This is a genomic window from Colwellia polaris, assembly GCF_002104515.1.
GTDB lineage: Bacteria > Pseudomonadota > Gammaproteobacteria > Enterobacterales > Alteromonadaceae > Cognaticolwellia > Cognaticolwellia polaris.
In genome coordinates, this window is sequence record NZ_NBOE01000001.1 from 966,999 (window position 1) to 991,976 (window position 24,978).

Below are 24,978 nucleotides of genomic sequence, written 5' to 3' on the forward strand. Positions count from 1 at the left end.
ATTTCTCTATATTAGTTGCGTATCAAATCGATACAGCATCAATATAGAGTCCAGCCCCCTTACTGACAAACGATTAGATTACACCCATCAAGTGAATATAATTCATCTGTACTTCAATAGCTTAAGAGAACAGGTTGAATGCTTTGTTTTGATGAAATAAACAACAATTTATTGATATGATTCATGGTAAAACCATAGGCTATGAATAGTTATCTCGCTGACATAATGATTTTTCAGTGATCTAATAACCAATAAATAGAATTCACAAAAAAGTGTCGAAGCAAATGGCTACGTTTTTTTAAACAGTTCTTGCGTAGCTTTAGATATCGAAAATAGGCAACATTTTAGTTATTATCATTAACGCTTTTTAAATACTCTATAAGTTAAATTATGACACCTTTAGTATTTCACCCTATTTATAGCCAACTTGAATTACCTTTTAGACATAGGTTCCCAATAGAAAAATATGTTGGAATACGAAATGCACTTGCTGCTAATGGGGTTCCTAAAGATTGGTTTAAAAAACCAACACCGGTTAATACTGATAATGTAAAAACTGTTTATGATCCTACCTATATCCATCAGTTGATAAATAATCAATTAGATCCTAAAGCGATGCGAAGAATAGGTTTTCCTTGGTCTCAACAATTGATTGAACGAACGCTGACTGCTGTTGGAGGAACAATAATGACGGCACAGTTAGCCTTGCAACATGGGAAATCTCTAAATTTAACCGGAGGTTATCATCATGCTTTTGCTAACTTTGGCTCTGGGTTTTGCATGATTAACGATTTATATCTAGCCGCATTATCCATGTTACAAAATGATAATATCAACAAAGTACTTATATTTGATGCTGACGTACATCAGGGTGACGGAACAGCAAAGTTAGCATCAAATAACCAGAATGTGTTTACAGTTTCAATTCATGGTGAAAAAAACTTCCCACACCGTAAACAAGTTTCAAATTTAGATTTTGCCTTGCCAAAAGGCACAACAGATGCGCTTTATTTGGAAACAGTAGAAAATGCTTTGAACGAAGCCTTTACTAGCTTTAAGCCTGATGCAGTAATTTACGATGCAGGGGTAGACATTCACTGTAATGATGATCTTGGTCATCTTGATATTTCTACCCAAGGTGTTTTAACACGTGACAAACTAGTATTTGATTACTGTGAGCGTAAGGGTATACCAATCGCTGCAGTTATTGGTGGTGGTTATCAAAGAGATATTGACGCATTAGTTAATGTGCACCTTCAACTTTTTATCGCTGCAGGTGTTATTAAATAGGGTTCCAACTATTCTGAGTAGCTCGATAAGAAATAATGTGTAGCTGACCTAATTTAATTTTTGACCCTACTTAATATGGTAAATAGATTTTACCAGTGCTATGTTCAATTCCAACTAAACCTTCGACAGTTTCGAGTTCCACACCATAATCATCAATGTCTATAACACTACCCCAATGATAATGTGAACTTGTTGGCTTTAAAGAATCCATTGTATGAAGTAACTGACCCAATGTGTACTCTTTGACTAGTTTTCCATTTTTATAAATTGTAAGCATTACTTCTTGAGAGGTTACATCTTTATTTACTAAGTTTAATCCGGAGTATCCGATAGCGACATATCTCCCTGTCTGAGATATAAATATAGAGCGATGCCATCCAGGTATTTGGTATAGCTCCTTAATATTAAACTTACCGTTAACAGCATAAATAGTAGTCTTTTTATCAACTTCACTATATGCACAAAAATTTATAAAAGTATCGCAAGTCCGATAACTTGAAGGTTCAGGCAATGGCATATCAGCATGAGCTATAACAGAGGTAAAAATAAGAATAAATAATATGAATTTCACCACATTCTCCTGGAAGGCTATACAAGTTAAGGGGCTGATTAATGGTTTGCTAAAATATGAAGCGAAGCAGAACCGAGAAAACTGTTAGTCCTTGTTGATTTTATTAGGTTAATCTAACTTCTTAAAACGCCTAGATAATAAAATAAGTAACCCACCCATAATACCTGTAGAGATACACCCAATGAGGCCAAGTGAGATGATGAATAGCTTTAAAATAAATAACGATAATACAAAATCAGCTATAAATAAAATGGCAGCCACTTTAAAATTTATAAAAAATTTATACTGTTCGGAGCAATGAGGACACTTCAATGTGCCCCCCTTATTAACCTGACGGTCGTTTAACTAACTGTTTTTGTTTTGTTTTAAGTGTATATCATGTGTGTTATGTATACCACTCTCCTAGTACATCTGAAGAAGAAAAGCCATGCATCATAATTTGATTAGGATCATCACCAAAGCCTAAAGCAAACTCATTTTTGTTATCTAAAGTTAGAAGCCAGCTATTTTTATTTTTAGCAATTGCCCAAACCTTACAATTTTTATACTTTTCAAAATCGCCATTCTTTGCGCACGTAGATACTACTTTTGCTTCTAGGGGATCTATAACATTTTCCAATAATTTTATTGATAGTCTTTCGACATAATCTTCGTACGTCTCGCCCTTAGGCGTGATGACTTGAGCATCTCCTTTTAGCGAAGACTTTATTTTTGATAATGCTTCTGATTTATTCATTCACATTGCGCCCTAAGAGATAGTGCTGCCAGACTTATTTATATAACAGCATATTATGGCACGTTTTTAATAACGTAAGTCCCATAAAATTTGTTTAATTTACATAATATTCCATAACTTCAGCGCTTTATAAACTAAAAAAACTTACTTTTATTAGAATTTGGATATTACTGAGTAGCTACATTTCTATCCTAATAGAAATGTCATGCTAATTACTTAAATTTCAATCATTTAAAGTAAGTGTTTTACTGGTCGATTCGTTTTATTAAGACTGCTCAGTAATATGACACGCAAAATTCATGAGAAAATATAGGATAAAAATTTCAAGCAAATTTTACATTACGCATAAAGCTAGCATTATTCATTTAATGATGAAGAATCGCTTAGATAGCAAAACAGATTATTAAACTTTTAGACGAGTCTCAAACAGTAACTAATGCGTTAAATTACCCGATCGCTGACCCGTCTCTCTTTATTTATGGCGTTCAGTAGTTAGTTACTGAATTGAGAATAGGCGTAAAAATTAAATCGAAAAGCTTTCTTTTACCCACTTGGCGAATAAGGTGAGTTCAGCATGGTTGTCCATATTTTCATGTTGAATAAGGTAATACTTGTCATTGGTATTTAATTCTTCGTCAAACAATTTTACTAATAGCTCTTCACTGAACCAGGCTTTACTCATTGGTAAAGGAACGAGTGCTATACCCATGCCTTGTTGTGCAGCTCTTGCAACACCAAACATGCTATCAAACTGAATGATCTGCTTAGGATCAAAATCATCAATATTATTTTTATCAGCCCACTGATGCCAAGACCATGGGCGAGATCTATGTAAAATTAATGGTGTAGTTTTTAAGGCGTCAAAACCAGAGTTCTTTAATTTTTTATACAGTTTTTTATTACAAGCAGGGGCATATCGAATAGGGAATAGCTCTTCCACTATTTTCGCGTTAGGTTTGCCATTAGCAAGTACGATAGATAAGTCTGCCGACTGTGAAGGCTCGCTGCCTGATTTTACCGTTTCTAGCTGTAAGTTAATGGTGGGGTTTTCTTCAGACCATTGTGATAACCGAGGAATAAATAATTCACTAGCAAAAAATTCCGGCAAACTAATCACAATAGTTTGGTTTTGTTGCTTTTGGGTGAACTCAGTTATAGTCGATTCTAACTGGGTAATAATGGGTTGAATAGATTGGTAAAATTGCTTTCCTGCACTGGTAAGCTCAATGGTGCGTGTACCTCGATTGAATAACACGATACCTAACTGTGTTTCGAGTTGTTTTATTTGATGACTAACAGCTGAAGGCGTTAAAAATAATTGTGATGCGGCATGTTTAAAGCTTAAGCATTTTGATGCTACGCAAAAAGAGCGAAGGCCACGTATAGGAGTTTGGATAGACATAGTTAATATTTTTTAATGAAGACATGAATACAATTGCAAAACTCAAGCCGACTTTTAACTTGCTGTTTTTAAGGGTTTTATTTTATTGTTGTGCCTTTTTGAAGCTTTAGGGTGCACCATAATAGTGTGCTTGCACCAAAATGAAGGTGTAATAGCGATTGAATTAAATACTTTAATTTAACTTACAAAAAGAATAAAAAAAAGGACATCAAACGATGTCCTTAAAATGAAACAAAATTAACTATGTAAATTGCGTTTTGTAGAATCGGGGGAGACTCAAAAACAAGTTCATCTTAAGGGCACTTCTCGTTCTCGGCAAACGAGATAATTTCATCTCATAGGTGAATTAAATTAATTTGTCGATAAATCATACGATATTGTTTTTACGTTACTTTTTGCTTTTTTCTATATGAACGGAAAGCGAATAAGTTTCTTTTTTGTGATTTACTTATTGAATTTAAATGGTGATTTTTTTTGGTAAACATATAAAAAATACATAAAAAAAAAGGACATCAAACGATGTCCTTAAAATGAAACAAAATTAACTATGTAAAGTGCGTTTTGTAGAATCGGGGGAGACTCAAAAACAAGTTCATCTTAAGGGCACTTTCCCTGCTCGGCAAACGAGATAATTTCATCTCATAGATGAATTAAATTAATTTGTCGATAAATCATACGATATTGTTTTTACGTTAATTTTTGCTTTTTTCTATATGAGCGGAAAGCGGATAAGTTTCTTTTTTGTGATTTACTTATTGAATTTAAATGGTGATTTTTTTTGGTAAACATATAAAAAATACATAAAAAAAAAGGACATCAAACGATGTCCTTAAAATGAAACAAAATTAACTATGTAAAGTGCGTTTTGTAGAATCGGGGGAGACTCAAAAACAAGTTCATCTTAAGGGCACTTTCCCGGCTCGGCAAACGAGATAATTTCATCTTATAGATGAATTAAATTAATTTGTCGATAAATCATACGATATTGTTTTTACGTTACTTTTTGCTTTGTTTATTTAGGGAAAATTAAACAGATAAGTTTTTTGGTGATTTATCTATTGAATTTAATTGGTTATTTTTTTGTGTGGGAACGTTAAAAAAAAGCATAAAAAAAGGACACCAAACGGTGTCCTTGAAATGAAACAAATTAACTATGTAAAAACGTTGTGTCGAATCGGGGAAGATCCAAAAACAAGTTCATCTTAGAGTGATTTATTTCAAGCGGCAAACGAGATAAATTCATTTGACAGGTGAAAAAAATTCATCTAATTAAAAATAAAAACTCCCTTTAATTTTCATCTTTAATCTTTGTTTTAAAACGCTTTACCTTAACTCTCTTCGTAATAATTTACCGACGGTAGACTTTGGTATTTCGTCAATAAATATTACATGCTTTGGTATTTTATAAGCGGTAAGACTTTGACGACAATGCGCAATAATATCCTCTTCAGTTATTTTTTTTTCCGCTTTTACGACAAAAAGCTTAACGGCTTCACCTGTTCTTTCATCAGGTACGCCAATACAAGCAGACTCTAACACGCCGGGCATTTTGGCAACCTCAGCTTCAATTTCATTTGGGTAAACATTAAAACCAGAAACATTAATCATGTCTTTTTTACGATCAACAATGTGAAAGAAACCGTCATCATCAAGCATGGCAACATCGCCGGTTTTAAAGTAACCATCGGCTGTCATACATTCGGCAGTTGCAGTGGGGTTATTCCAATAACCTTGCATTACCTGTGGACCTTTAGCGCATAATTCACCTGACTCGCCATCGGCGACGATATTACCGTTGTCATCTCGAATCGAAATGTCAGTATTGGGCATCGGCACACCAATACCTGAAATATATTGACTTTGATCACTATTGCCAAAGTTTAAGGTGAGCACTGGTGAGGTTTCAGATAAGCCATAGCCTTCATATAGTCTAGCGCCAGTAACTTCTTGCCACTTATCTGCTACGGCTTGTTGAACTGCAGCACCGCCACCTACGCACACTTTTAAGGCTGAAAAATCGACTTGATCAAACCCTGGGGTATGTAGCAAACCGTTAAATAAAGTATTTACGCCTGTAAAGGTTGTCGCTCGGGTGTTTTTCCAAATTTCAACAAAACTTTCCATATCGCGAGGGTTAGTAACGAGTACATTTTTAGCCCCAAAACAGAAGTAAGCGAGTGTGTTCGCCATCAACGCGAAGATGTGATACATCGGGATCGCGGTAATAACAATGTCATTACCATGGTCGATATGTTTTTTAGTAAACTCTTGATATTGCAAAATGTTGGCAATTAAATTGCCATGACTAAGCATAGCGCCTTTAGAAAGCCCTGTGGTTCCTCCAGTGTACTGAAGGAATAGTAAGTCACTATGTGTTATTGCTGGCGCTGTCAATTCAAGTTGTTCACCTTGTGTTAAGGCGTCAGTGAATTTAATGGTATTGGTTAAGCGTTCGTCGAGCGGAGCACAAGGTAAACATTTATCAACTAAATCATCTAAATTTATCGTTATAACGTTGTTCACTTGGGTTTGATCAAGTATGTCAGCTAACATTTTGCTTGATTGAGAAAATATAATTATCGTATCAACTTGGGCATCGTTAAGTTGATGTGTTAACTCTCTAGCCGTGTATAAAGGGTTTACGTTAACTTGCACCGCACCAATGCGTATTATGCCCCACATAGCAATGGGGAAACATAGTGTGTTCGGACACATTAGAGCGACACGTTCACCTTTGGCAATAGCTAATTTATTTTGCAAGTAGGCGGCAAAATTACGTGAAAGTTCGTCAACTTGCTTGAAGGTAAGCTCAGTGCCAAAGTTACTGTAGGCGGTTTGCTGATCATACTTAGTGGTTGTTTTATGAAATAAGTCTAATAAAGAATCGTAACGCGATAAATCGATTTCATGCGCTACGTTTTCTGGATAATTTTCCATCCAAGGTTTAGTCATGTTATTTCCTTTCGCAACGGGTTGCATTTAGGCTTGAAAACTAAAGTTAAACAAGCAAAGTAAGTTAATTAACGAATAAATAGTTTAAATAAAAGCTGGTGAATTTTATTACCAAATGGTGGGAATAATAATGACCCTAAGCTTATCTTTCCGCGTGAAAATACCGACTTGCCATGTGAGAACGTTTTAAAACCTTCATCACCATGATACTGCCCCATGCCTGATGCACCTATGCCACCAAAAGGTAAGTCGTCTACGGCAACATGAAACGCTGCTTCGTTAATACAAACCCCACCAGCATGGGTATTCAATAATATTTTTTGTTGAACAGACTTATTAAAACTACAAATATATAAAGCCAGTGGACGTGGTTTGCTATTGATATAACTAATCACTTCGTCAAGGTCTTTATAGCTTATGATCGGTAATAGCGGACCAAATATTTCTTGCTGCATTACGGTCATATCGTCATTAACATCAGTCATTAGCGTTAAAGGCATTTTTCGGGGCATTTTGTCATTTGTGTTTGTAGCTAAAGGCATAACCTTTGCCCCTTGTGCTTTAGCGTCAGCTAATAAGCTATCTAAACGTGACTTTTGACCGTCATTGATTATGCAGCTGTAATCGTCGTTTTCGGCAATGTTTGGGTACATGCTTTGGTAAGCGGTTTTAAAAGCTTCGCTTAGTTCATCGACCTTGTTTTCTGGGCAGAAAATATAATCAGGTGCCACACAGGTTTGTCCTGCGTTTAATACTTTTCCTAATATTAAACGGTTAACAGCGGTTTTTATATCAATGTCGTTATCAATAATTGTTGGTGATTTACCGCCTAATTCTAAAGTAACCGGTACTAAGTTTTCAGCCGCGGCTTTCATCACTAATTTGCCTACGCCCGTAGAACCGGTGAAAAAAATGTGATCAAAACAGGTACTTGAAAAAGTCGCCGCCATATCAGCTTCGCCACACACAATAGCGACCTTATGTTGGGGAAAAACCTCAGCCAATAAGGTGGCTAATAACGTATTGGTTTTTGGGGTATATTCACTCATTTTTATCATTGCCGTATTACCTGCGGCAAGTGCTGTGGTTAATGGCCCTAAGGTAAGAAAAATAGGATAGTTCCACGGCGCAATAATGCCGATAACGCCTTTAGGTTGATAAACTACTTCACCTTTAGCGGGCTGAAATAAAATACCGATATGTTTTTTCTCGGGCTTCATCCATTTTTTGAGTTTTTTAATCGCATAGTTAATACCCATTACCGTGGTAAGAATATCGCCTATTCTTGAGTCTGTGGCGCTGCGATGACCAAAGTCTTGGCTCATGGCTTCAATAAAAGCCTCTTGGTTATTTATCAGTAGTGCTTTTAATTTTTTTAAGTCGCTAATGCGAGTTTGGTAGCTTGGGTAAGTATTACTGGCAAAGTATTCTTTTTGTTGTAAAAAAGTATCTGTAAACGCTGTTTTTGTTATTATTTCGGTCATTACTTTTTATCCTGTTTAGCACTTGTTTTGACTAGTTATGTATTAGCTATAAGTGTTATCGAGCCTAACATTTTGTTAGGTATTACGAATTTTCCCGCCTAAATATCTTCTTAACTGAACTATAAATTCAAATAATGTCATTCATGCTTAAGCGCTGTTAGCGCAGTATTGGAGATATTTACCTCGCACTTAAAATCTATACAAACTTTTATAGTCATATTTCAAATACATGTGGTGTTGATATGAATAACAATGCGGTTATTTCTAAAAGTTTTCAAGTAATTAATAACAATGGAATATATCTCAGCGAAAGTATTTTAGAGGCAGGTACTTTTAACGGCGATTTTATTGGCTGTTTCTGTATTGGTATTAGTTACTGTACTTAGCGAGGAAAGATTGCCGATATAGCTCAAATATAATATTTAGCTGTTATAACTTTATGCATATTGAGAGATGTTTTGCTGTTTTTATATTAAAGCGTTTAAAAATAATTTGAAATGATCAGATATATTTTGGCATTCAATTAAGGGGGTTGAGGTATAAGAAATGCGCTTCGTATACAAACTAAATTTTTGTAATATTAGGCGTTAAATCAATAAGCTAAGTTAGTTATGCTAATCTAACGTTTAAATGGCGCTAGATTAGCATTGCTAAAAAAAATATCAAAACAGCATATATTGGTAAACTGCGGGTTATTATTTATCGGTTACTAAATTCCAGATAATTAATTAAGCAATATGCTTTTTTTAGCGCCTCAAAACCCCTTTTTATATAACACAGTAAACTGAGGCTAGATTAATGCTTTACTCTTTGATTAAAACTTAGCACCTACCCAAAGCCAAACTTTATCTGTATCAACTTTACCTGCGGTTGAGTCTCCTGCAGAATATGCGGCGTACTTTATACCTGCACTATATTTTTTCGCAAACTTCTTCGCGTAAACCGCATTAATTTCGGTGCCTAAATCATCAACATTTTCTGTTGCCTCGTCAGCAGAAAAATCATGTACGGCAATTGTCCAGCCGCCACCAAATGCTTTGCCTGAAATTGAGGCATATAAATCGACTAAACCCTCTTTTGGTGTGCCTAAAAATTGATCTGACCAACCATTGAATTTATGCAAAGTCGCTAGAGGTGTTGAAAAACCGAACATTGCATCATCACTGCCCAGTATTTCAGCACCTAATTTAACGGTTACTGCATCAAAGCTGTAGCCGCCTTCAAGCGCCATATAGGTTGCAGAATAGTCTGTTGTGCTACTGTCAGCATTTTGCGTAGCAATTTCAGCGTAGTATGAGAATTTATCTTTTTTGCCTTTAAAGTTAGCACCAAAAGTGTCTAAGCTGTTTGAGGTGCCATTATCAACTTCCAATAAGTAGCTGTATGCCGTTAATTGTCCGAGATCTGTTTTATAAGAAAGGTTTAGTAAATGATCTTTTGAATCTATATCTTTAACTTCGCCAAAAATACGATTACGTTTAGTGAGGTAACTGTAGCTAGCTTTTAAATGCTTTGATGCCTTATAAACTATGGTTGCTGCATCAAAAGTTTGTCTATCTTGACGCCATCCTACATGACCGACATAACGGTGATTGTCTAGGGTGATTACTTGGCGACCCACTTTAGCGGTTACTTTACCTTGTTTATACTGAATATAGGCTTGATCTAATTCAGTGGTTTCTGGATCGGCAACGACTGAGTATTGGGTATTATTGCCAGTGGCATCGTTATAGTTGTCTACACCAAAAACTTGGCGTGAATCTTCAAACTCTACAACACCGGTAAAGCCATTGTAGCTAGCAGTGGTGTGGGTTAAACGCGTTCTTAATGTTAATGCGGAAGCGTCTTTTAATGCATTGTCTTGATCAACGGCTTCATAGCGTAAGTTTAAATCTAGGCTAGTGTTGGCTTCGGTTTCAGTCTCGCTATTTGCGTTAGCCGAAATGCTGGTGCTTGCCAATAAAATTAATAGGCTAATTTTTGAAAGTTTATCTGCTGATTGCATGGTTTATCCCTTAATATTTTATTTTTAAATTGGTTTATTATTTTTTATTTTGCTGTTGTCTACGCAACATTGGGTGTTTTTTCTTGGTCTTCTTCGGCTGTTGTAGTTGTCGGTATTACTTCAACTTTGCGTTGTTTTTCATATAAGAATTTTAAAACGGCGGAGCGAAGTCGGTTATATTCAGGGTTTTCGGCTAGTGCTAAACGGTTTCTTGGGTGCGGTAAATTAACCTCTAAAATTTCACCTATGGTTGCCTCTGGTCCGTTGGTCATCATCACAATGCGGTCAGATAATAAAACGGCTTCATCTACGTCATGGGTGATCATAATTACGGTATTGTTTAATTCCTTTTGAATTTCCATTAACGAATCTTGCATGTGTGCACGGGTAAGCGCATCAAGAGCACCAAAGGGTTCATCCATCAGTAATACTTCAGGTTGCATTGCTAATGCTCTCGCAATACCAACACGTTGTTTCATGCCTCCTGATATTTCATCTGGACGTTTATGCATGGCGTGATCCATGTGCACTAATTTTAAATTGTGTTCAATCCAATCTTTCTTCTCAGCCTTTGTCATGGTTTTACGAAAAACTTGGTCAACGGCTAGCTCAACGTTTTGATAAGATGTTAACCATGGCAATAATGAATGGTTTTGAAACACGACGGCACGTTCAGGGCCCGGTTCATTCACTTCTTTATTTTTCAGTAATACTCCGCCTTTAGTGGCTTGGTGAATACCAGCAACAATATTTAAAACGGTAGATTTACCGCAGCCTGAATGGCCAATTAGTGAAATAAACTCGCCTTGTTTAATTTGAATATCAACATCTTTTAAGGCAGTAAAACTACCGCTTGGTGTCGGAAATTCCATATCAATACGGCTAATATTTAAAAAATGTTCTTCTGAATTGTGTGTTGTAGTCATCATAATTTCCTTAAACCGTTGCGCTTGATTTATCCCAAGATACTTTGCGTTGTAGCATCAGCATAATTCGGTCTAACAAGAAGCCGATAAAGCCAATAACGATTACTGCGGCCATAATGCGTGCTAGTGAATTTGAGCTGCCATTTTGGAATTCATCCCAAACAAATTTACCCAAACCAGGATTTTGTGCGAGCATTTCTGCCGCAATTAATACCATCCAAGCCACACCAAAAGACAATCTCATGCCGGTAAAAATCATGGGCACTGAAGCAGGTAATACTATTTTTTTAATGTGCGTTAATGTCGGTAGACGTAAAACCTTACTGACATTAAGTAGATCACTGTCGATTGAAGAAACACCGATCGAGGTATTAATTACCATGGGCCATAAACTACATAAGCTAACGGTGATTAATGAGGTTAGAAATGATTTAGATACTAAAGGGTCGTCTGAGACATAAAGCGCACTGACAACCATAGTGACCAGCGGTAACCAGGCTAGTGGTGAAACCGGTTTAAATATTTGTACTATAGGGTTCATGGCAGAGTTTAATTTGGCACTGAGTCCCATCCATATACCTAGCGGTATGGCAATAATTGCAGCAACTAAAAAACCACTGGTTACGGTAACTAAACTGGTAAATATTTGGTCAACAAATGTTTCTTTACCTGTGTATGCTCTGATTTTTACAACAGCATCTGGGTTTTTTTCAAGTTTTTTCGCGTTGCGTTTTTCTTGTCTTTCATAGAAAGCTTCAGCTTTTTTTCTTTCAGCAATATGTTCGTCGTACAGTGTAGAAAATTGTTTAACAACGGCATTTGGGCCTGGGAATTCCCCTAAAGATGTATGGATACTTTGCGCTGTTATAGACCATAATGCTAAAAATATAGCAATACCGACAGCGGGTAAAAGTAGTGCGTTTGATACTGTGTTAAGTACGCCTTTTAAGGTTTTCATTATTTTCTCATTGACCGTTAAACGATTGATGGTTGCGGTTGTTAAACTCATGTTTAATTCCTCTAAATACCTACGTTAAGTGTTGATGCTAACCATGAGTTTAATCAGGGTTAGCACACAAATGACTTAAAGCTTGTCACCTTGCTTAAGACCAATTTTAAATTTTTCTAAGTAAGCATTTGGCTTGTTACCGTCATATACAATGTCATCAATAAAGTGTTGTTGAGGTGGCTTAAAACCTGTTTCGGTAGCGAAGTTAGGAAACTCATTGGCAGGAATTATTTTCTCAGCAATTAAAGATTTAGCCGCTTTTTCATAAATGTCGGGACGGTAAACTTTTGCAGCAAGGTCTTTGTACCATTGGTCACTTTTATCATCGCTAATTTGTCCCCAACGACGCATTTGCGTTAAGTACCAAATGGCATCTGAATAGTATGGGTAAGTTGCGTTGTAACGAAAGAACACGTTAAAGTCAGGCACGGCACGTTTGTCGCCTTTTTCATATTCGAAAGTACCTGTCATTGAGTTAGCAATAACATCATAATCTGCACCAACATAGTTAGATTGAGATAATATTTTTACGGCAGCAGGGCGGTTAGCATTGCTGTTATCATCTAACCATTTAGCCGCTCGTATAAGTGCACGGGTTAAGCGAATAGTGGTATTGGGGTATTTTTCAGCGAATTTTTCAGTAATACCAAATACTTTTTCTGGGTTGTCTTTCCAGATCTCATAATCTGTAACAACAGGTACGCCGATATTTTTGAAAACAGCTTGTTGGTTCCAAGGTTCACCCACACAGTAACCATGAATAGTACCGGCTTCCATGGTTGATGGCATTTGCGGTGGCGGTGTTACAGAAAGCAATGCTTGTGCATCAATTTGGCCTGATGTGTCACCTTTATGAGGTGCGTAGTAACCAGGGTGGATGCCACCAGCAGCTAACCAATAACGTAATTCATAGTTATGGGTAGAAACCGGAAATACCATCCCCATTTTGAATGGTTTACCATCATCTTTAAGTGCTTCAATAACCGGCACTAATGAATCAGCTTTAATTGGGTGAACAGGTCTACCATCAGCCATTTTAGGAATGTTTGGCTTCATTTTTGCCCAAATATCATTTGATACAGTAATCGCGTTACCGTTTAAATCCATTGAGAAAGGCGTAATAATATTGGCTTTAGTACCATAACCCATGGTTGCCGCGATAGGTTGACCCGCCAGCATGTGCGCACCGTCTAAGGTGCCGTCGATAACACCATTTAACAATACCTTCCAGTTAGCTTGTGCTTCAATAGTTACGTATAAACCTTCATCTTCAAAGTAGCCGTTTTCATAAGCGATGGCTATGGGGGCCATATCTGTTAGCTTAATAAAACCAAATTTTAGTTCTTCTTTTTCTGGCTCGCCTAACTCTGCAGCTTGTATAGATGACGTTAATAATGCACCTGAGATACAAATACCTGCAATTACAGCATGGCATAACTTTTTATATTCATTTTTTATACGTACTTTCAACATACTTTTCTCCAAATAAAAAAGCCCACAGCACTTCGGTACAATCCGAGTGCTGTGGGCTACAATGCCAAACTAATAATGACTACGCCGTTGCAGTGCAATTAGTTTTAACGAAATTAGTTTTATAGGTTTTTACTTGTTTGTTAATACAACCGCTGTTGATTGCTTTAACGTAAAAACTCCATTTTTATAAAGCATATATAGTGCCACAAATTAATATTATTGAAAATCAATAGCTTAGGTTTTTGTTGGTTGGTGATTTTAATTTATAATCTAAAATTGACTCATTAATGTGAAACGAGTGCACAAGTTTGGTGACTTTTTTACTATGCAGACTTCAAAGTGGCAGACTTCAAAATGGATTATATTCAATTGCATTTGGGCGAGTTAATCGCGCGCTCATATATATCTTTTCTAAAGATAGCGGCAATATTTAATTCAGCACGTTGTTGGCTACTAATATGGCCAGACTCTTTCATTAAGTTGGCAATATTTTCCCCACTATATTGCCCAGGGTTGTTAAATTCTGCATCGCCTAAGGTAGAGAATTGATTATAAGTGGGTATCTTTCGCGGTGTTGTATTGTTAAAGGTTAAACAACTACCGAGTAACGAAGGTGCTATAACATCAATATTTGTGTCTAGGTAACATGAACGGCTTAATAATCTTGCTGCTTCAAACCGGTTGGGTATATTTTCAAGCCATTGGCATGCTTCATATAAAGCCGAAACCAAAGCTAACGTTGTTTGAGGGTGTTGCTGTTGCCAATTAGACATTAAGCCTAAAACTTTTTCTGGAGAGTTTTGGTATAAATCTGATGACGTTACACCTGTTATACCTACACCTTCGCGAACGGCTTTCGCATTCCATGGGCCACCAACACAAAAACCATCAAGGTCGCCAGACTGCATTGATGGCATCATGTCAGAAGGGGGGACTATTAATAAATTTATATCTGACAGTGCAATATTACTTCTGTTAAGCCATTCAATAAGTTGATAATAATGGCAGCTATAAGGAAAAACGACAGCAAAGGTTAATTTATTACCTTCTTTTTTGCGCTTTTCTATTTCATTAAGCAGAATATTTGCCGAAAAAGGCATGTCTATTTTCGTGGTGTTTTGTTGTGTTAATATTTTTTTATAAAGCTTCGTGGATAAGGTGATGCCATTGCCGTTTCGGCTCAATATTATTGGGGTAATTACCTGAGATTTTTGACCATATAAACCCAATTGACTGGCTATAGGCATTGGAGCTAACATTTGTGCAGCATCGATAACCCCTAAATGTAATTTATCTCGTAATGTTGCCCAAGAGTTTTGCTTGTTTAAGCTTACGTTAAGCCCCCACTTTTTAAACATGCCCATTTCATGGGCAATAATTACCGGTGCACTATCGGTTAATGGCATAAAGCCAAGCGTTATATTTTTCTTTTCAACATTAAACATCTTTTTTTTCTCTAAAATATACTGGCAACTGATAGGATATTCTTGGCAACATCATCCATTTTTTGACTGTTATCCATCGCTATTTTTCGGATAAAGTTATAGGCATCTACTTCGGAAAGTTGTTTAGTTTCCATTAACCAGCGTTTCGCTTTATCGATATTTTTTTGACTGGATAATTTTTGTTTTGTATCTGCAAGCTCTTGTTTAAGGCCTTGAAAAACACCAAACCTGGCAATGGCTACTTCAACAACTGATTTCACTCTTTGTTGGCTAACTTCGCCAACTACATAGGCACTTACTCCAGATTTAACTAACTGATTAATCGTAGGGTTTGGGTGCTGTTGCTCTGAAAAAACAATGATAGGTTTAGGCGCAAATTGAGATATTTTATTGAGATTTTCAAGCATGTCTCTGTCGGGAGACTCTATATCAATAATGATGATATCTGGGTTTAATTGCTCAACATCTTTTAATAGGGGAACACCAGAATGTGCAATATGGTGGATGTCATATTCGGTATTGGTGAGGATACTGATTAATGCTTTAGCTTTTGCATGATTATTCTCTGCAAGTAATATTTTTAACTTTACAGTATTGTGCAAAATGTGATCATGCTTAGTTAATGATAAAGTGCTTTTTTTCAACTCATTCACATTAAAATAAATACCCACGTAAACCGAAATATAGAGCAGCATTCATGCCACTATATAAAGTTCTTTCATTTCAATGATTTGCTTTGTTTTCTTTTGTTTTGCTCTGGTTTTTAAGCGGTTTTTGTTAGTTTATGATGCAATGCTGCCCTAAAATAATGTCTTTATCACTTGAGTGACTTTAAGGTTTTTTAAATATTTATTTAATTGAACACTTTTTAATTATGGACAACATAATGTTTAACTTATCAAATAACTTTTTATTTTGGTTATTGATTAGCTGTTTATATATTTGTTATCTATAAAAAATCCCAATTTAGCCTCCTAACTTGGGATTTTTTTTCAGCAACAATTAAGGTAAATAATAGCGGTAACCAATTAGCCTAATATTTCTAGTTCGCCATCAGTAATACGTGTTTCATAGGTTTTAATTGTATAAGCATCATCATCTAAACAAACGCCAGAACTTAACATAAAACGTTGTTTTAATAACGGCGAAGCTACGTAAACATCGCCTTTGGTTTCGCCAATTAAACCGCGGTATAAAACGTTCGCTTTACCGAAAGGGTCAAAGTTAGAAACGGCGTATATTTTGTCATTGCCAACTTGAAATAAAGCGACTTGCTCTTGGTTTGCTAATAACGCACAAACACCTGAATTTTTTATTAAATCGCTTGTTGAGCAGATAGGTTGCCAGCTATGTTCTGTTGTCATGGTTTTGTCCTTTCTTGTTCGTAAACGTTTATGCAGGCGTTAAGTCAACTGCTTGAATTTTTACACCGTATTTTTTCTCTTCATCCTTAGCGGGACGAATTTGTTCGCGCTCGGTAACGAATTCAATGTTGCTATCGATGGCATCTGAGTTAACAAATTGGCGGAAACGCTTTAATTGCTCTTCGCTTTCAATGGTGGTTTTCCACTCACATTGATAAGTGTCGACAACATTTTGCATTTGTTTTTCTAGTTCAGCATTAATACCTAAATGATCATCTTTAACGATTTTTTCCATGTAAGCTAAACCGCCTTCCAAGTTTTCTAACCAAACTGAAGTACGGGTTAATCTATCCGCGGTTCTTACGTAGAACATTAAGTAGCGATCAATATATTTTATCAGTGTTTCATCGTCTAAATCGGTGGCAAATAAATCGCCATGGCGTGGTTTCATACCCCCATTACCACTCACGTATAAGTTCCAGCCATTTTCGGTGGCTATTACGCCGATATCTTTACTCTGGGCTTCAGCACATTCGCGTGTACATCCTGAAACCGCAAATTTAATTTTGTGTGGCGAGCGTAAGCCTTTGTAACGATCTTCTAAAAGAATCGCCATTGCCATACTGTCTTGTTGGCCGTATCTACACCAAGTGCTACCGACACAAGATTTAACCGTACGTAACGATTTACCATAAGCATGGCCAGTTTCCATACCTGCATCAATTAAGCGTTTCCAAATAGCGGGTAATTGGTCGACACGGGCACCAAATAAATCAATGCGTTGGCCGCCAGTTACCTTAGTGTAAAGGTTGTATTCTTTCGCTACTTCACCAATAACAATCAGCTTGTCAGGTGTTACTTCACCACCAGGCATACGTGGTACAACAGAGTAAGTACCATCTTTTTGCATGTTACCTAAGAAGATGTCGTTAGTATCTTGAAGCGACACATGGTCTGGTTTTAAAATATAGTCGTTCCATACCGAAGCAAGAATAGAAGCGGCAGCGGGTTTACAAATTTCACAGCCTAAACCTGAGCCGTGTTTTTCTAGTAACAGGTCAAAACTTTTTATTTGTTCGGCTTGTACGATATGAAATAACTCAACGCGGCTATAAGCAAAATGTTCACAAATATCTGTACTGATTTCAACGCCGCGTTTTTCTAATTCGTGATCGGTAACTTTTTTCAATAAAGCCGCACAACCACCACAACCCGTACCAGCTTGTGTTGACGATTTAACTTGGCCAACATCAACAGCACCACAATCAATGGCAGCAACAATGTCGCCTTTGGTAACGTTTAAACATGAACATATAGTTGCGGTATCGGGTAAGGCGTCAACACCTAATGTTGGCTTTTCACCTGAACTTGGTAAAATTAACCCGTCAGGGTTTTCGGGTAATTCAATGCCATTTAAAGCATATTGCAGTAATGAGTCATACTCGCTGGTATCGCCAACTAAAACTGCACCGATTAATTCTTTACCATTTGGGCTAACGACAATTTTCTTATAAATTTGATCTGGCTGATTTGAATACACATAGCTTTTACAGCCTTCGGTTCTGGCATGTGCATCGCCAATTGAGCCAACATCCATGCCCATTAATTTTAACTTGGTGCTCATATCGGCACCGGTAAACTGTTGTTCACCACCAATAATGTTATCGGCCGCAACTTTTGCCATGGTGTAACCTGGGGCAACCAAACCGAAAATAAAGTTATTCCAAAGTGCACATTCACCAATGGCATAAATACTGTCGTCAGAAGTTTTACAGTTGTTATCAACTACAATACCGCCGCGTTCGCCAACGGTTAAATCAAATTCGCGTGCAAGGTTGTCGTATGGGCGAATACCCGCAGAAAATAAAATAACATCAGTTTCTAAATGCGAGCCATCAGCAAAGTTCATGCGATGAACACATTCTTCGCCATCAACAATTTCATTGGTTGCTTTTTGGGTGTGCACTTGTACGCCAATGCCTTCGATCATCGAGCGTAACAATGCGCCGCCGTCGGTGTCTAATTGCACGCCCATTAATTGTGGTGCAAATTCAACTACGTGTGTTTGTAAGCCCAGTTCTTTAAGTGCATTTGCAGCTTCTAAACCTAACAAACCACCACCAACCACAACGCCAACTTTGCCCGCTTTAGCTGATGCTTGAATGTCGTCTAAGTCTTGAATAGTGCGATAAACCAAACAATGCTCACGCTCTTTACCCGGAATAGGCGGAACAAATGGGTACGAACCTGTCGCCATAACAAGCTTATCGTAAGCGTAGGTTTCACCCGACTCAGTGGTTACCTCTTTTGCTGCTTTATCAATATGAGTGACTTTCGCGTTGGTGAAAAAATTCACGCCAATTTCGTTGTAATAGGCTGGCGAAGTCATAGCTAAATCTTCAGCCGTTTTGCCAGAAAAATATTCTGATAAGTGAACACGGTCGTAAGCTAAGCGATCTTCTGCTGATAGTACGGTAATTTCATAGCCTTCATGCTTTGCCATTTCATCAACAAAGTGATGACCAACCATGCCATTACCAACGACGACGATTTTTCGAGGTGCTGTGTTCATATTTTACAGTCCTATTGCTTTTAATTAGCGCTATATTTAAGTAGCTAGATTTTTACTAGATATTATTTAGATATTTGCAATAAACGAACCAGTTAACTTTTTTCAATTAATTCAATTGGCTAAGTTTTTTGTAGCTTATTAAAAGTAGAGGTTTGCACTGTATTGAAGATGTTTACGCACCAAGGGTGTGCGCAAAAAAGTTTAAACTAATATTGATAAGTGGTGGGCAGAAAGCTTAGTGGAGTAACGCAAAAATTAGCCCAATAAATAATAAGGCTGATAATGATTGCCAAAATAAAATGGGGTTACGTTTTAATAACGGCTGACTGTTGTATTCTTCAACGGCATTTGTTTGTGGGTTACTTAAATCAGCAAAAAACTCTGAAAAAGCGTTATAGCGCAATTTAGGGTCAGCCTGGGTTGCTTTTTGTAAACTTAAATCTAACCATAAAGGTAATTCAGGTCGAAACTGTTTAATGCTGCGATATTGCATGCTGTTATAATCTTTAATCGTTACCTCAGCCCGCTGCATGGGTTTATAGGGGAGCTCGCCTGAGAGCATTTCATAACAAATAACGCCTAAAGAAAATAAGTCACTTTGATTGTCTGCTCTCATGTGTAATAACGTTTCAGGCGCAATATAGTTTAAAGAGCCAAATGGCACTTCTTCTTTAATGGTTTCTTGGTTTTCATCGAGCGAAGCAACAAATACAGTGCCGTAATCAATCAATTTAATGTGGCCATATTGATCGATCATAATATTGTCGGGTTTTAAATCACGATGCACTAAATCTAAGCGCTGAAAGGCTCGTAATGCGCTAATAACTTGTTTCATAATATCGCGTACTTGGGCAATGCTCGGTTTAGGATTGTCGTGTAACCATTCACCTAGTGTTTGGCCTTGCAAGTATTCGCAAACGTGATACAAAAATTGGCTGTTTTTTCTGCCGGGCAGCACTCGCATTACATTACCGTGCTTAATACGTTCGCCAACCCAAGCTTCTCGCATAAACCCTTGTAAATAAATAGCATCTTCTGAAAAGTTAGCTGAAGGTGTTTTTAAAACATAAGGTTTATCTGTTTCCGTATCTATAACTAAATACAAATGTGATCGAATGCTAGCGTGGATCACTTTTTTGATCAGGTAGCCGTCTAGCTTCTGCCCAACTTTTAATGCTGGTGGTATTACTTTTGTACTAAGATCACGCTGAATTTCAGCCAGTTTACGATTCGGTACGGCTTTAACATAAACTAATAAGCAGGTGAGGTTATCGTTACTACCTTGCTCAAGTGCCGTGTTAACTATTTCAATTGAGAGGGCTTCTAAATCACCTTTTTCTGGTGATACGGGTAAAGCATCAAACAGGGTTTTAAAAACCGGCTTTGTTATATGGTCATGAACGCCATCACAACTTAGCATGTATAAATCGCCCGATTGTAAATCAACCTGATGCACGTCAACTTCTAAACGGTTATCAGCACCCAAGGCACGGGTTAATAAAGCTTGTTGGCCAATTTGCTTGCGATTATGATCGCGTGTAATAACCTCTAATTGAAGATTACGATACTTGGTGATGCGAGTATCACCGACATGAAAAATATAGCCAGTGTTAGATTTAGCAATTAAGGCTGAAAACGTGGTAAGCCATTGCGGAGAATTCTCATCGGCTAAACCCTCCACAAAATCACTTTGTGAATACAGCCAGTTATTTAAACTGGTTAATACTTTGGCAGCTGACTTTTGCGTTGACCAAGTTTCAGGGGTCGCGAGATATTCTTGAATAAATTGAGTAACAGCAAGTTGCGAGGCATCTGCCGCTTTATTAGCACTTGATAGCCCATCGGCAATAGCCGCAACAGCACCTTTAGCACGTAATTCGTGGCTTTGGGGCACAATAGCGGCGAAAGCGTCTTGGTTTTCGGCCTTTAAACCTTTTGAAGAAAATCCGCCAATGCACAATTGCAAATCTGCAACCGTGCTTTGGTTTCGCTGGGTTTCATTACTCATATTTTCTTAATGGCTGACATTAATTAACTCTACCGTACCATCTTCTCGTACTTCAGTAATAGTGCCTTTGGGCTCTTCCATAAAGAGTAACGTTGTGAACCCTAGCACTGCAGTAGCGGCTATCACCATAAAGAAGGTTGAATAATCAACCATGGTTAATACCGTTAAATAAACCACAGCCCCGACGTTACCATAAGCACCAGTCATACCCGCAATTTGCCCGGTTAACCTACGCTTAATTAGTGGTACGGCGGCAAATACGGCACCTTCGCCTGCTTGTACGAAGAATGAACAAGCCATCGCTGTTACTACCGCTAACGCTAATGGCCATTCACCGGTGATTTCCGACATAGCAAAATAACCAACAGCTAAACCCGCCGTTAAAATTAATAAGGTTTTTTTACGACCAAATTTATCAGACAACCAACCGCCACCAGGGCGAGACATTAAGTTCATAAAGGCATAAGTTGACGCCAACATCGCGGCATAAACCATACTTAGCTCAAAGGTTTCAGCGAAAAATAACGGTAGCATTGAAACAACAGCCAATTCTGAACCAAAAGTTGCAAAGTAAAGAATGTTTAATACCGCGACTTGTTTAAATTTATATTGGTGAATTTTTTCTACGGGCTTTGAAAATAAATGACCGTTTACTTTAATGGTTTGCTTAACTTCAATCGCAAATAAAACCACTAAACCAATATAAGCCAACAATGCACTTTGATCTGATAACAAATTCACGCCAGCCGGTGATAATTTCCAAGTAAGTAAAGCTAAAGCACCATACATTGGCACTTTCATAATTAATAACAGAAAGAAGTCGCCAGTTGACGTAACTTCCATTGCGCCAGTTTGTTTAGGTTTAAAGTAGGTTGAACCTTTTGGGGTATCGGTAACGTTTTTATACCAAATAATACTGAAAAGTAAGCTTAATGCTCCAGTAAAGGCAACAGCATATCTCCAGCCGTTTTCACCACCAAATACTAATGCCAGAGTCGGTAAAGTCATTGCCGCAGCAGCAGAGCCAAAATTACCCCAACCACCATAAATGCCTTCAGCAGTACCAAGTTCATTCGCCGGAAACCATTCAGATACCATTCGAATACCGATAACAAAGCCAGCGCCAATAAAGCCTAATAAGAATCGAGACAATGCCGCTTGTTCAAACGAGCTTGCAAAAGCAAACATAAAACAAGGGATGCTACATACGGCAAGTAATACGGCGAAGGTTAAGCGAGGGCCATATTTGTCGGTTAACATGCCGATAATTACGCGGGCCGGAATAGTTAAGGCCACATTTAATAGCATTAAGGTTTTAATTTCCGCTTTAGATAAGCCGAGTGAGTCTGCAATAACCGACACTAAAGGCGCAAAATTAAACCAAACAGCAAAGGTGATAAAAAATGCTATCCAACTCATATGTAAGGTTTTCATTTTTCCTTTAAATGAAAAAATATTAAGACTATCTTGACCGCTCATGCAACAACTCCTAAAAATTAAAATCTATGCTTTTTATTAACCAGAGACGCTTTTCTGTGTTAATAACAAATAATGGGTTGGTTATTTTTGTCATCAGACAGGCTTAATAGAGTGCCAATAACAGTAGTGAGCACTGAGTTGCAAATGCAATGCCAGACAATGCGGATATTACTATGGTGTTGTTTTAATTGTTTTTTAGTGTGTTTTATATAGCTAATTCTAAATGTTATTAGGTTATGACTGCACGATACAAAAGCGCCAACGCACAGATTAAGTGCAGAAAAAATGGTAAGCAATGCGTAACAGGTAAAATGCGTAACAGGTAAAATAGGGGGTTAATGATGAACAGCTAAGATCTCAATTTTAATCTTATTATTTGTGGAAGTTATTTGTGGAAAGTATTTGTGGCAATGGTTTGCGCTTAGCCCGTTGTATTTACCTTGAATGCTGGCTTAAGTATTATGGAGTTTACTCATCTTATTCGTAAAAGCCTTTGCTTGGTAGTTTAAGACAAGTTACTTTAAGTCGAGGTACCTAACTCTAGTTACTTTAAGTTATAAGTTACCCACCCCGCCTTTTTATAAAACAATGCATGCCAGCACCATATCAGTGCATAAACTTATATAAATATCAGCATAGTTATTATTATTTTGAACAATACTTTAAAGAAAATACTTTAATTACAATAAGGTAAAGGGGAGTGCAGAATTAAAAATCTCATGGCACATTACCTGCATTTAGCTCTATATAAAGTTTTTATAGTCACAAAAGAATGGCGAACTGAGTAACTTACCTTCGCTACGATGATAACGCGACAAATATAGGCAGTAAAATGGCTAATACCGAAAAACCAATAATTAAGCGTTCAAGCAGCAAGCCTGTTCAGTCAGTTGTGCAAATAAAACCTGCATTGGTGATCGTTGGAAACGGTATGGCAACAGGTCGCCTGCTCGACGAAATAATCAAACGTACGCCGAATAAATACCAGATTACGGTGATCTCTAAAGAGCACTTTGGTAGCTACAACCGAATAATGTTATCAGCTGTTTTAGCAGGTGAAGCAACCATAGACAGTATTATGCAAAAACCACCAGCATGGTACAAAGCGCATCATATTAATTTTTTAAGTGGCGGTGTTGTTAGTTATATCAATAAAGAAAAAAAGTACGTTGATTTAGCCTCAGGTGTGCAAATAGATTACGACGAACTTATTATCGCTACAGGCTCTCGCACCGCTAAAATTCCAGCCAAAAATCAAAATATTACCGGAATATTTAATTTTCGAAATATTGCCGATACCGAAAAAATTCAAGCCTTCACCAAACAAAAGAGCATAAGTAAAAAGCAAGCGGTTGTGATTGGTGGTGGCTTGCTAGGATTAGAGGCTGCGTACGGATTAGCGCTTAGTGGTGTAGAAGTTACCTTGGTGCATCGTAACAAATGGTTGTTGAACAGGCAGCTTGATAAAGTGGCCGGCGTTATGCTGCAAACCATTATGGAGCAAAAAAATATTAACTTTGTTTTGGGCCATGAAGTTGCCGCTTTTGAAAGTAACATCGATAAAAGCGTAACACCTAATAATAAGAAAACTGAAATATTATCAGGTGTTACGTTAACTAATGGTGCGTTTATTTGTGCGCAAATGGCCGTTATTGCCACGGGCATTACGCCAAACAAAGAATTAGCTCAAACCAGTAATATTGAGGTTAATCGTGCCATATTAGTTAACGATTACATGCAAACCAGTGAACCTTCGATTAGCGCTTTAGGTGAGTGTTGTCAGCATAAAGGAGCCACCTTTGGTTTGGTTGATCCTATTTGGGCACAGTGTATTACGCTTGCTGAGCGTTTGTGTAATAGCCTAGAAAAACCATTTTATAACGCTCCTGTAGCAACCAAATTGAAAGTGTCGGGTGTTCAGTTATTTTCAGCAGGTAATGTTGAAGTATCAGAAGACAGCCAATGCTTTACGCTATTAGATAAAAAAGCGCTTATTTACCGAAAAATCATCGTTAAAAACGGCAAAATAAGTGGTGTTGTGCTCTTTGGTGATGTGAGCTCTGGTATGGCTTATTTTGACCTAATGCAACAAGCAACAACAGTTACTCCTATGTTGCCAGAGCTTTTAATTGGCGAAGAGTTTGTCAGCCTAAGCGATGACGAAAAGCAAGTCAGTATCGCATAACTTACTTTTGCAACATAAAGGCTAGTTTTGCTTTAGCTTAGCAGTAGCGCACACGACTTTGATATTAATAAGCCGCT

18 protein-coding genes are annotated in these 24,978 nt (G+C 37.3%); 3 read left to right on the forward strand and 15 right to left on the reverse strand.

The annotated features are described in order from the left end of the window. Positions 1–390: 390 nt before the first annotated feature. Positions 391–1,290 (forward strand): histone deacetylase family protein, encoded by a 900-nt coding sequence (locus B6A32_RS04375; RefSeq protein ID WP_085301475.1) that lies wholly within the window; start codon positions 391–393, stop codon positions 1,288–1,290. Positions 1,291–1,360: 70 nt separating this feature from the next. On the opposite strand, the gene B6A32_RS04380 is transcribed toward B6A32_RS04375, so the two are convergent. The 5 genes from B6A32_RS04380 to B6A32_RS04400 all read right to left on the reverse strand — a co-directional run bounded on the left by B6A32_RS04380 (position 1,361) and on the right by B6A32_RS04400 (position 8,435). Beyond that, positions 1,361–1,861 (reverse strand): hypothetical protein, encoded by a 501-nt coding sequence (locus B6A32_RS04380; protein WP_085301476.1) that lies wholly within the window; start codon positions 1,859–1,861, stop codon positions 1,361–1,363. Positions 1,862–2,246: 385 nt separating this feature from the next. Further along, entirely contained in the window at positions 2,247–2,597 is a 351-nt protein-coding gene (locus B6A32_RS04385; RefSeq protein WP_198946864.1) for a hypothetical protein, read from the reverse strand. 523 nt (positions 2,598–3,120) lie between these two features. Continuing rightward, a complete protein-coding gene (locus tag B6A32_RS04390) occupies positions 3,121–3,993 on the reverse strand; it encodes a LysR family transcriptional regulator (RefSeq protein WP_101685906.1) in 873 nt (290 codons plus the stop codon). Positions 3,994–5,322: 1,329 nt separating this feature from the next. Beyond that, entirely contained in the window at positions 5,323–6,951 is a 1,629-nt protein-coding gene (locus B6A32_RS04395) for an AMP-binding protein (protein WP_085301478.1), read from the reverse strand. Positions 6,952–7,019: 68 nt separating this feature from the next. Next, complete coding sequence (locus B6A32_RS04400; protein ID WP_085301479.1) at positions 7,020–8,435, reverse strand: coniferyl aldehyde dehydrogenase; 1,416 nt, start codon at positions 8,433–8,435, stop codon at positions 7,020–7,022. Between the two features lie 242 nt (positions 8,436–8,677). Between B6A32_RS04400 and B6A32_RS19245 the strand changes: the two genes are divergently transcribed. Next, positions 8,678–8,821: a hypothetical protein gene (locus tag B6A32_RS19245; protein ID WP_158088447.1), complete on the forward strand. Its 144-nt coding sequence runs from the start codon at positions 8,678–8,680 to the stop codon at positions 8,819–8,821. A 428-nt stretch (positions 8,822–9,249) separates the two neighbouring features. Here B6A32_RS19245 and B6A32_RS04405 read toward each other — a convergent pair whose 3' ends face one another. The 10 genes from B6A32_RS04405 to B6A32_RS04450 all read right to left on the reverse strand — a co-directional run bounded on the left by B6A32_RS04405 (position 9,250) and on the right by B6A32_RS04450 (position 22,716). Continuing rightward, positions 9,250–10,440 (reverse strand): alginate export family protein, encoded by a 1,191-nt coding sequence (locus tag B6A32_RS04405; RefSeq protein WP_085301480.1) that lies wholly within the window; start codon positions 10,438–10,440, stop codon positions 9,250–9,252. 59 nt (positions 10,441–10,499) lie between these two features. Beyond that, positions 10,500–11,369, reverse strand: coding sequence for an ABC transporter ATP-binding protein (locus B6A32_RS04410; protein WP_233131316.1), 870 nt, complete (start codon positions 11,367–11,369; stop codon positions 10,500–10,502). A 7-nt stretch (positions 11,370–11,376) separates the two neighbouring features. After that, positions 11,377–12,324, reverse strand: coding sequence for an ABC transporter permease (locus B6A32_RS04415; protein ID WP_101685907.1), 948 nt, complete (start codon positions 12,322–12,324; stop codon positions 11,377–11,379). Between the two features lie 126 nt (positions 12,325–12,450). Further along, on the reverse strand, positions 12,451–13,848 hold the full coding sequence (locus tag B6A32_RS04420; RefSeq protein WP_085301483.1) for a CmpA/NrtA family ABC transporter substrate-binding protein: 1,398 nt from the start codon (positions 13,846–13,848) through the stop codon (positions 12,451–12,453). A 365-nt stretch (positions 13,849–14,213) separates the two neighbouring features. After that, positions 14,214–15,293, reverse strand: coding sequence for a CmpA/NrtA family ABC transporter substrate-binding protein (locus tag B6A32_RS04425; RefSeq protein WP_085301484.1), 1,080 nt, complete (start codon positions 15,291–15,293; stop codon positions 14,214–14,216). An 11-nt stretch (positions 15,294–15,304) separates the two neighbouring features. Further along, entirely contained in the window at positions 15,305–15,946 is a 642-nt protein-coding gene (locus B6A32_RS04430) for an ANTAR domain-containing response regulator (protein ID WP_233131317.1), read from the reverse strand. A 375-nt stretch (positions 15,947–16,321) separates the two neighbouring features. Further along, positions 16,322–16,657, reverse strand: coding sequence for a nitrite reductase small subunit NirD (nirD, locus tag B6A32_RS04435; protein ID WP_085301486.1), 336 nt, complete (start codon positions 16,655–16,657; stop codon positions 16,322–16,324). Positions 16,658–16,685: 28 nt separating this feature from the next. Beyond that, the gene (gene nirB, locus B6A32_RS04440; protein WP_085301487.1) at positions 16,686–19,229 is read right to left on the reverse strand and encodes a nitrite reductase large subunit NirB; all 2,544 of its coding nucleotides are present in this window, start codon (positions 19,227–19,229) and stop codon (positions 16,686–16,688) included. A gap of 235 nt (positions 19,230–19,464) precedes the next feature. Beyond that, positions 19,465–21,237: a bifunctional protein-serine/threonine kinase/phosphatase gene (locus B6A32_RS04445; RefSeq protein ID WP_085301488.1), complete on the reverse strand. Its 1,773-nt coding sequence runs from the start codon at positions 21,235–21,237 to the stop codon at positions 19,465–19,467. Positions 21,238–21,243: 6 nt separating this feature from the next. Then, positions 21,244–22,716, reverse strand: coding sequence for a NarK family nitrate/nitrite MFS transporter (locus B6A32_RS04450; RefSeq protein WP_085301489.1), 1,473 nt, complete (start codon positions 22,714–22,716; stop codon positions 21,244–21,246). A gap of 832 nt (positions 22,717–23,548) precedes the next feature. Here B6A32_RS04450 and B6A32_RS04455 point away from each other — a divergent pair. Next, on the forward strand, positions 23,549–24,901 hold the full coding sequence (locus B6A32_RS04455; protein ID WP_085301490.1) for an NAD(P)/FAD-dependent oxidoreductase: 1,353 nt from the start codon (positions 23,549–23,551) through the stop codon (positions 24,899–24,901). The last annotated feature ends 77 nt before the right edge of the window (positions 24,902–24,978 follow it).